Raw genomic sequence first — 8556 nt, 5'->3', positions numbered from 1 at the left:
GCTGCTGCAGATCGCCTATGGCGTGCTCAAGACGCAGCGACCTTATCAACCACGACAGGCCCTTTAACAGGCCTGTTGTGATTGGTGGGAGAGATGGTATCTACGACTCCGTCAATCTCCCTGCAAAAAATCCGGCAATTGTTCATTTTATGAACAGTAGTCGACCAAGACTTCCGCTAAGGTCGACCGCATTCGAAGGCCCCGCTCCGGCACCCGGCCGTTTTCCGTAACGAGGATTTCCCATGAGCGCTACCGCCCTGCGTCACGACTGGACTCTCGCCGAGGTCCGCGCCCTGTTCCAGCAGCCCTTCAACGACCTGCTGTTCCAGGCCCAGGGCGTGCATCGCCAACACTTCGATCCCAATCGTGTGCAGGTCTCCACCCTGCTGTCGATCAAGACCGGCGCCTGCCCGGAAGACTGCAAGTACTGCCCCCAGTCCGGTCACTACAACACCGGCCTGGAAAAGGAAAAACTGATGGAGGTGCAGAAGGTGCTGGAGGCGGCCGCCGAGGCCAAGGCCATCGGCTCCACCCGCTTCTGCATGGGCGCCGCCTGGAAGCACCCGTCCGCCAAGGACATGCCCTACGTCCTGCAGATGGTGCAGGGCGTCAAGGCGCTGGGCCTGGAGACCTGCATGACCCTCGGCCGCCTGGACCAGGAGCAGACCCGCGCCCTGGCCGACGCCGGCCTGGACTACTACAACCACAACCTGGACACCTCGCCGGAGTTCTACGGCAACATCATCACCACCCGCACCTACGGCGAGCGCCTGCAGACCCTGGCCTACGTCCGCGAAGCCGGGATGAAGATCTGCTCCGGCGGCATCCTCGGCATGGGCGAGTCGGTGGACGACCGCGCCGGCCTGCTGATCCAGCTGGCCAACCTGCCCGAGCACCCCGAGTCGGTGCCAATCAACATGCTGGTCAAGGTCCAGGGCACCCCGCTGGCCGAGGAAAAGGACGTCGACCCCTTCGACTTCATCCGCACCCTGGCGGTGGCGCGCATCCTCATGCCCAAGTCCCATGTGCGCCTGTCCGCCGGTCGCGAGCAGATGAACGAGCAGATGCAATCCCTGGCCTTCCTGGCCGGTGCCAACTCCATCTTCTACGGCGAGAAGCTGCTGACCACCGGCAACCCCCAGGCCGACAAGGACATGCAGCTGTTCGCCCGCCTCGGCATCCAGCCCGAAGCCCGCGAAGAGCACGCCGACGAGGTGCACCAGGCCGCCATCGAGCAGGCCCTGGTGGAACAGCGCAACAGCGAACTCTTCTACGACGCCGCCACCGCCTGACCCCCACTCCCCGCCCTGCTCTTCCCCCTCTCCCCTGGGAGAGGGCCGGGGTGAGGGAACACCCTGCAGCCAATCCGCGCTCCAGACCACCCCCTCTTCCCTAGGGAGAGGGCTGGGGTGAGGGGCCTTGCAACCTTATCGAGACACTCCATGGCCTTCGACCTCGCCGCCCGCCTGGCCCAGCGTCACGCCGAGCACCTCTATCGGCGCCGACCACTGCTGGAAGCGCCCCAGGGTCCCGAGGTGGTGGTGGATGGCGAAGCCCTGCTGGCCTTCTGCAGCAATGACTACCTGGGCCTGGCCAACCATCCCCAGGTGATCGCCGCCCTGCGCGCCGGCGCCGAGCGCTGGGGCGTCGGTGGCGGCGCCTCGCACCTGGTGATCGGCCACAGCGGCCCGCACCACCAGGTCGAAGAGGCCCTGGCCGAACTTACCGGCCGGCCGCGCGCCCTGCTGTTCTCCACCGGCTACATGGCCAACCTGGCCGCCGTCACCGCCCTGGTCGGACGTGGCGATACGGTGCTGGAAGATCGCCTCAACCACGCCTCCCTGCTCGACGCCGGCCTGCTCAGCGGCGCGCGCTTCGGCCGCTACCTGCACAACGATCCCGCCAGCCTGACCAGCCGCCTGGCCAAGGCCGAGGGCGATACCCTGGTGGTCACCGATGGCGTCTTCAGCATGGATGGCGATCTCGCCGCCCTTCCCGAACTCTGCCAGGTCGCCCAGCGCCACGGCGCCTGGACCCTGGTGGACGATGCCCACGGCATCGGCACCCTGGGCGCCAGCGGTGGCGGCATCGTCGAACACTTCGGCCTGGACCAGAGCCAGGTCCCGGTGCTGGTCGGCACCCTGGGCAAGGCCTGCGGCACCGCCGGGGCCTTCGTCGCCGGCAGCGAGGAGCTGATCGAGACGCTGATCCAGTTCGCCCGCCCCTACATCTACACCACCAGCCAGCCGCCGGCGGTGGCCTGCGCCACCCTCGCCGCCCTGCAGCTCGTCCGCGAGGAAGGCTGGCGCCGTGAGCTCCTGCACACTTTGATCCAGAGATTCCGCACAGGCGCGACGGCCCTCGGCCTGGACCTTATGCTCAGCGCCACGCCGATCCAGCCCATCCTGGTCGGCGACAGCGCGCGCGCCCTCGCACTCTCCGCCGCCCTGCGCCGCCGCGGGATCCTGGTCACCGCCATCCGACCGCCCACCGTGCCGGCCGGCAGTGCCCGCCTGCGGGTGACGCTGACGGCGGCCCATCGCGAAGCGCACGTGGACCTCTTGCTCGACGCTCTGGCCCAGGCCATGGCCGAATTACCGCCCGACGCGGATAAGTGACCGACCAATGCGCGATACCCTGATCTTGCTGCCCGGCTGGGGCCTGGGCAATGCTCCGCTGGAGCCCCTGCGTGACGAACTCGCCGAGCAGGCGCCCTTCCTCGACGTGCTGATCGAGCCGCTGCCAGCGCAGGCCGACACCCAGGAATGGTTCACCGACTTGGAAGCCCGCATCGCCGAGGGCGTCTGGCTGGCCGGCTGGTCGCTGGGCGGCATGCTCGCCAGCGAATTCACCCTGCGTCGCCCGGAAGGCGTGCATGGCCTCGTCACCCTGGCCAGCAACCCCTGCTTCGTCGCCCGTCCCGGCTGGCAGACCGCCATGGCGCGCAGTGTCTTCACCGATTTCTTCGAAGCCTGCTCGCTGGACGCCGACCAGACCCTCAAGCGCTTCACCCTGCTGGTGGCCCAGGGCGCCCGCGACAGCCGTACCCTCGCCCGCCAGTTGCAGGTGACCCTGCCCGAGGTCGATCCCGAGGTGGTCCTGGCCGGCCTGGAATTGCTCGCCCGCCTGGACACCCGCGCCGCCCTGCAGGCCTTCAGCGGTCCCCAGCTGCACCTGTTCGGCGCCCACGACGCCCTGGTCCCGGCCACGGCCGCCCAGGCCCTGCGCGACGAGCTGCCGACCGCCCAGGTCGAGGTCCTGGAGCACGCCAGCCATGGCCTGCCCCTGGAGCGCCCGGACGAGGTGGCTACCCGTATCCGTGAATTCATCTATGCAGGACGCGATGGCTGACGTATTGCCCGACAAGCGCCAGGTGGCGCTGTCCTTTTCCCGCGCCGCCGCGCAGTACGATGGCGCCGCGCTGCTGCAACGCCGGGTCGCCGACGGCCTCCTCGCCCGGCTACACGCTCTAGAGGAGCAAACCTGGCTGGATCCGCAACGCTGGCTGGACCTGGGCAGTGGCACCGGCTATTGCAGCCGGGCCCTGGCCCAGCGTCATCCCCACAGTGAAGGCCTGGCCCTGGACCTGGCGCCCGGCATGCTCCGCCACGCCCGCGCCCAGGGCGCCGGTGCCCGGCACTACCTCACTGCCGACGCCGAACGCCTGCCACTGCGCGACGCCTGCTGCGACCTCGTCGTCTCCAGCCTGGCCCTGCAGTGGTGCGCCGACTTGCCCGCCGTGCTCGCCGAGGCGCGGCGCGTCCTGCGGCCAGGCGGGGTGCTGGCCTTCAGCAGCCTGGTCGAGGGTACCCTCGCCGAGTTGCGCCAGAGCTGGGCCCAGGTGGACGACCAGGTGCACGTCAATCGCTTCCGCCGCCAGGCCACCTATGCCGAAGCGGCAGCCGCCAGCGGCCTGCAGGTACTGGCGCTGGAGGTCGCGCCCGAGCGGCTGCACTTCCCCGATCTGCGCGCCCTGACCCAGCACCTCAAGGCCATCGGCGCCCACAACCTCAACCAGGGGCGACCCCAGGGCCTCACCGGTCGCCAGCGCCTGGCCGCCTTCACCCAGGCCTACGAGAGCCGGCGCGAGCCCGCCGGGCTGCCCGCCACCTACCAGGTGATCCACGTCCTGCTGCGCAAGGAATGACCCCTATGCCTGCCTTCTTCGTCACCGGTACCGATACCGAGATCGGCAAGACCACCGTCGCCGCCGGCCTGCTGCACCGTGCCCGCCAACAGGGTCTCGCCACCGCCGGGGTCAAGCCGGTGGCCTCCGGCTGCGAACGCACCGCCGAGGGCCTGCGCAACGGCGATGCCCTGGCGCTGCTGGGCGAGACCTCGCTGCCGCTCGGCTACGGCGACATCAATCCCGTAGCCCTGGAACCGGCCATCGCCCCGCACCTGGCGGCGCGCGAGGCCGGCATCGACCTCAGCGTCGCCAGCCTGGCCGCGCCGGTGCGGCGGATCCTCGCCCTGGGTGCGGACTTCACCCTGGTGGAAGGCGCCGGCGGCTGGCGCGTGCCCCTGGCCGGTCGCGAGTCGCTGTCGGATCTCGCGCGGGAGCTGCAGCTGCCGGTGATCCTGGTGGTGGGCGTACGCCTGGGCTGCATCAACCACGCCCTGCTCAGCGCCGAGGCCATCCTCGCCGACGGCCTGCCGCTGGCCGGCTGGGTGGCCAACCTGGTGGCCCCGGCCACCCTGCGCCTGGACGACAACCTGGCCACCCTGCACGAGCGCCTGCCGGCGCCCTGCCTGGGCACGGTGCCGTACCTGGCCGCGGCCACCCCGGCCGCCGTCGCCGCGCACCTGCGCCTACCCGGCTGATATCAGTCTTTCGGGCGATGGCCGCTCGGCCAGGGCGGCGGCAGACTGCCCTGGCTGCCGCCCTCGCGCGGCCTCTCCAGCGGATGCCGCCGTGCCTGCCATCAAGCTCTTCACCTGCCTGGGCCTGCTCGGCCTGACCAGCACCGCCTGGGCCCTGGATAACCAGACCCTCGTGGATCAGCGCGGCGAACGCCTGGGCGCCTTCCTGACCCAGGACGCCGACACCCGCCAGGGCAGGCTGGAGGTGGTCCAGACCGGCCGCGCCAGCCAGGCCTATCTCACCCAGAGCGCGTCCCTGGGCGACAGCACCCGCGTCGAGCAGGGCGGCCTCGGCAACTTCGCCAATATCACCCAGGCCACTGGCGGCGCGCGCGAGGTCGCCATCGACCAGCGCGAAGCCAGCCAGAGCCACGCCTATGTCTACCAGGGCCATGGCCAGCGCAACGCGGTGGAGATCCTCCAGCGCGGCCTGCTCGACGAAGCCCTGGTGCGCCAGGGCGGTGACGACCAGCGGCTGCGCATCGAGCAGGAGGGCGCGCGCAACGGGCTGAGTGTGTTCCAGGATGGTCGTGACGGTGCGGCGCGACTCAGGCAGGTAGGCGAGGATCACGTCCAGGACGTGCTGAGCCTGGGCGCGCGCAACCAGGTCGAGCTGCTGCAGGGTGGCGCTGCCAACCGCGCGGTGGTCGAACAGCGCGGCGACGACAACCGGGCTGGCGCTCGCCAGGGCGCACGGCGGCAGGACGTCCAGCTGATCCAGATCGGCAACCGCAACCAGGCGGCGGTGCAGCAGAACGGCCGCGACGCTAGCGCCCAGAGCGTCAGCGCGCGGCAGCTCGGTGACGACAATACCGTTCAGGTAAACGTGACCGGCCAGGGCAACCACCTCGATCTGCAGCAAGCGGGCAGTCGCAACGGCGCCACCGTGCTGATCGGCGGCGACGATTCCCGCCTGACCCTGGCCACCCAGGGCAACGACAACGAGGTGAGCGCGCTGTGGATCGGTGACAACGTCGAACTCGGTGTCGAGCAACTGGGCGACGGCCATGTCTTGCACGCAGGGCTGGGCAGCGAAGCCCGGGTCAGCGCCAGTCAGCAGGGCGGCGGCCAGTATGCCGCCATTAGCCAGACAGGCACGGGCAACAGCGTAAGCCTGCGCCAGAGCGGCCAGGGCAACAGCGCGACGATCCAGCAATAGCTCTGATACAGGCGGTCACATTGCTCGCTGGTTTGTTGGCGTCAAAGCTGCTTCAATAGCCCTTTGACATCACCGTCGAGGACCTCGTCCATGAACGTGACCTCAAGCAGCACCCTCTATGCCGGGGTGCAGGCCTTCCAGAACGGCAGTCGCACGGTGGAGAAGGCCGGTAGCGCCATCGCCTCCCAGACGGCGCGCAACCAGGACGAAGCCCTGAGCGCGACCACCAGCAGCCAGGCCGACCTGGCCAGCCAGCTGGTCAACCTGGACGTCGGCAAATACCAGGCCCTGGCCGGCAGCAAGGTCATGCAGACCGCCCAGGAAACTCTGGGCACCCTGATCGACACCAAGGCCTGAACATCCTTCCGCCAGACCAGGGGCGCCGCGGCGCCCCTTCGTTCGTTCAGCTCAGGCGAAAGCGGGTGGTGTTGGCTGCCAGGGTACGGCTGCCGGCATCCAGGCCGACCGCCGTCGACTGCACGGTGCGGGCGTTGCTCAGCAGGTCGGCTGCGGCACCATCGACCTGCTGGATGTTGCCACTGACCTGATCGGCCGTGACCGCCTGTTGTTCGGCCGCCGTGGCGATCTGTACCAGGGTGTCCGACACCCCCTGCACCGACTCGGCGATCTCTTCCAGCCGCTGCCCCAGCCCGGTGATGGACTGGGCATCGCTGGCCGCCTGGCCGCAGGCCTCCTGCATCAGGGACACGGCCTGGGCCACGGTGCTGCTCAGGCTGCCGACGGTTCCGGCGATCTGCGCCGTGGACGCCTGGGTCCGCTGCGACAGCGAGCGCACCTCGTCGGCCACCACCGCGAAACCTCGTCCCTGGTCGCCCGCCCGCGCGGCTTCGATGGCGGCATTGAGCGCCAGCAGGTTGGTCTGCTCGGCGATGCCGCGGATGACGTCCACCACCTGCTGGATCTGGCCGGCCTGGGTGTTCACCTGGGCCATGGCCGCGGCCGTCTCGTCCAGCCGCTGGTTGAGCCGCTGGATACTGGCGGTGGTCTGCCGGCTATCGCTCTGGCTGGCCTGGGCGATGCCACGCATCTGCGCGGCGCGCCCGGCGGCTTCCTCGCAACTCTGGGCCACGCCCTGGGCGGTAGCGGCCAATTCGGTGGCGGCGGTGGCGATCTGGGTGATCTGCTGCCGCTGGGCCTCCACGGCGCCCAGCGCTGCCTCGGCCTGCTCGCCCAAGGCGCCCGAGGCCGTCCCCACCTGGCGGCTCTCCTGCTCCACCGCCTGCAGGCTGCCGCGCAGCTGTACCACCGCCAGATCCAGCGCCCGCCCGATCTGCGCCAGTTCGTCCTGGCCGGCAACCTCGGCCTTGTGGGTCAGGTCACCATCACGCAGGCCTTCGGCCAGGGTGGTGATGCGCCGCGCACTGCCGCGGATGGCGGTCTGCATGCACAGCAGCAGGTAGCAGGTCACCACCAGCAGCAGCCCGAAGCCGCCGGCGATGAAGGCGAAACTGCGGGTGGCATCGGCGCCGTAGAACTGCAGCCGATGATCGAGGCTCTTGAGAGTCTGCTGGCGGAAGGTCTCTAGGCCGTGCAGAACGCCATCGAGGGTCGCCTCGAACTGCTCCGGCTTGAGGGTGATCTCGCCACCGAACAGCCCTTGGTCGAGGGTCTTGAGGCTGGCGTCCAGCTGGCCGTTCACCTGCTGGTAGTCGTCCTTCCAGCTCGCCAGGTCAGCGGGCAGCTTGCTGCCGAGCAGCGCCGCGACCTTGGCCAGGCTGTCAGTGGAATCGCCGACCCGGGCGCGCAGGTCGCGCAGCTGCAGGCGGCTCTGCAGGCTGAACTGGCCGGAGGCGACGCTGGCCTGGCCGACACTGGCGAGGCGCCCGAGGCGTTCGTACAGCTCGACCGACTGGGTCGTGCTGATCTGCATCATCAGGTAGGTTTCCAGCCAGGGGTCGAGGATCAGGCCGCTGTCGAGGGCGATCTGTTCGCGCAGTGCCTGGACTGCGCCCAGGGCGGCGGTGAATCTGTCATAGCCATCCGGCCACCAGCCCAGGCTGCGCAGATCCTTGATTTCGAGACCGGCGACCGCCTGCTGGAGAGCCTGGAAGCGCTTCTCGACATCGCTGCCGAGGGCCTCGGTGGTGACCTGCTGCTGCAGCGCGGCCAGGCGCTCGCGCCGGCTGTCGCCGCGCTTTTCCAGCGCCGCGATGGCGGCCTCCACCGCCGGCGTCTGCTGCCGACTGGTGTCGACCGCCTTCCAGCGGGCGGTGAGGTTGCGCTGGGCATTGAGCTCGGCTTCCAGGGCATCCAGGCGCTGCAGCAGCCGGACGCCACTGCGCTCGCCACTGACGCTCGCGAGCTTGGCCTGGAAGTCCGCCCCCAGCAACCAGAGGCTGACCACCAGCGGCAGGATGAACAGCACGAGTAGCAGCATGAATTTGCGGGCGAAGCCGAAACGGCCCAGCGCGCGAATGCCTGGTGACAATAAAACGCCCATCTTCGACCGCTCCTCTGACCAACCACCGGCACCTGCCGTCCACCCTTTCCGGGTGCTCATAAGACGACTTGTC

General features: G+C 69.5%; 8 protein-coding genes. 7 read left to right on the top strand and 1 reads right to left on the bottom strand.

Annotated elements, in window-relative coordinates; genetic code table 11:
- Positions 1–242: 242 nt before the first annotated feature.
- From bioB to ACYJP6_RS03460, 7 genes are all read left to right on the top strand, one after another.
- Positions 243–1292, top strand: a complete 1050-nt coding sequence (bioB, locus tag ACYJP6_RS03490) for a biotin synthase BioB (protein WP_007159868.1) — start codon at positions 243–245, stop codon at positions 1290–1292.
- A gap of 150 nt (positions 1293–1442) precedes the next feature.
- Positions 1443–2618 carry an 8-amino-7-oxononanoate synthase gene (bioF, locus tag ACYJP6_RS03485; protein ID WP_459473392.1) on the top strand — a complete coding sequence of 392 codons (1176 nt, stop codon included), beginning with the start codon at positions 1443–1445 and terminating at the stop codon, positions 2616–2618.
- Between the two features lie 7 nt (positions 2619–2625).
- Positions 2626–3351: an alpha/beta fold hydrolase gene (locus ACYJP6_RS03480; RefSeq protein WP_459473390.1), complete on the top strand. Its 726-nt coding sequence runs from the start codon at positions 2626–2628 to the stop codon at positions 3349–3351.
- Complete coding sequence (gene bioC, locus ACYJP6_RS03475) at positions 3332–4147, top strand: malonyl-ACP O-methyltransferase BioC (RefSeq protein WP_459473388.1); 816 nt, start codon at positions 3332–3334, stop codon at positions 4145–4147. The genes ACYJP6_RS03480 and bioC overlap by 20 nt, the downstream gene beginning before the upstream one ends.
- A 5-nt stretch (positions 4148–4152) precedes the next feature.
- Positions 4153–4824 carry a dethiobiotin synthase gene (bioD, locus tag ACYJP6_RS03470; RefSeq protein ID WP_459473386.1) on the top strand — a complete coding sequence of 224 codons (672 nt, stop codon included), beginning with the start codon at positions 4153–4155 and terminating at the stop codon, positions 4822–4824.
- 91 nt (positions 4825–4915) lie between these two features.
- Positions 4916–6022: a hypothetical protein gene (locus ACYJP6_RS03465; RefSeq protein ID WP_459473384.1), complete on the top strand. Its 1107-nt coding sequence runs from the start codon at positions 4916–4918 to the stop codon at positions 6020–6022.
- A gap of 90 nt (positions 6023–6112) precedes the next feature.
- Positions 6113–6379: a hypothetical protein gene (locus tag ACYJP6_RS03460; RefSeq protein WP_459473382.1), complete on the top strand. Its 267-nt coding sequence runs from the start codon at positions 6113–6115 to the stop codon at positions 6377–6379.
- A gap of 46 nt (positions 6380–6425) precedes the next feature.
- On the opposite strand, the gene ACYJP6_RS03455 is transcribed toward ACYJP6_RS03460, so the two are convergent.
- On the bottom strand, positions 6426–8483 hold the full coding sequence (locus tag ACYJP6_RS03455; RefSeq protein ID WP_459473380.1) for a methyl-accepting chemotaxis protein: 2058 nt from the start codon (positions 8481–8483) through the stop codon (positions 6426–6428).
- Between the last annotated feature and the right edge of the window lie 73 nt (positions 8484–8556).

The sequence above is a fragment of the Pseudomonas sp. No.117 genome, assembly GCF_054558395.1.
Note: the sequence above shows the minus strand (reverse complement) of the source record. Positions and strands in the feature narration are given on the sequence as shown.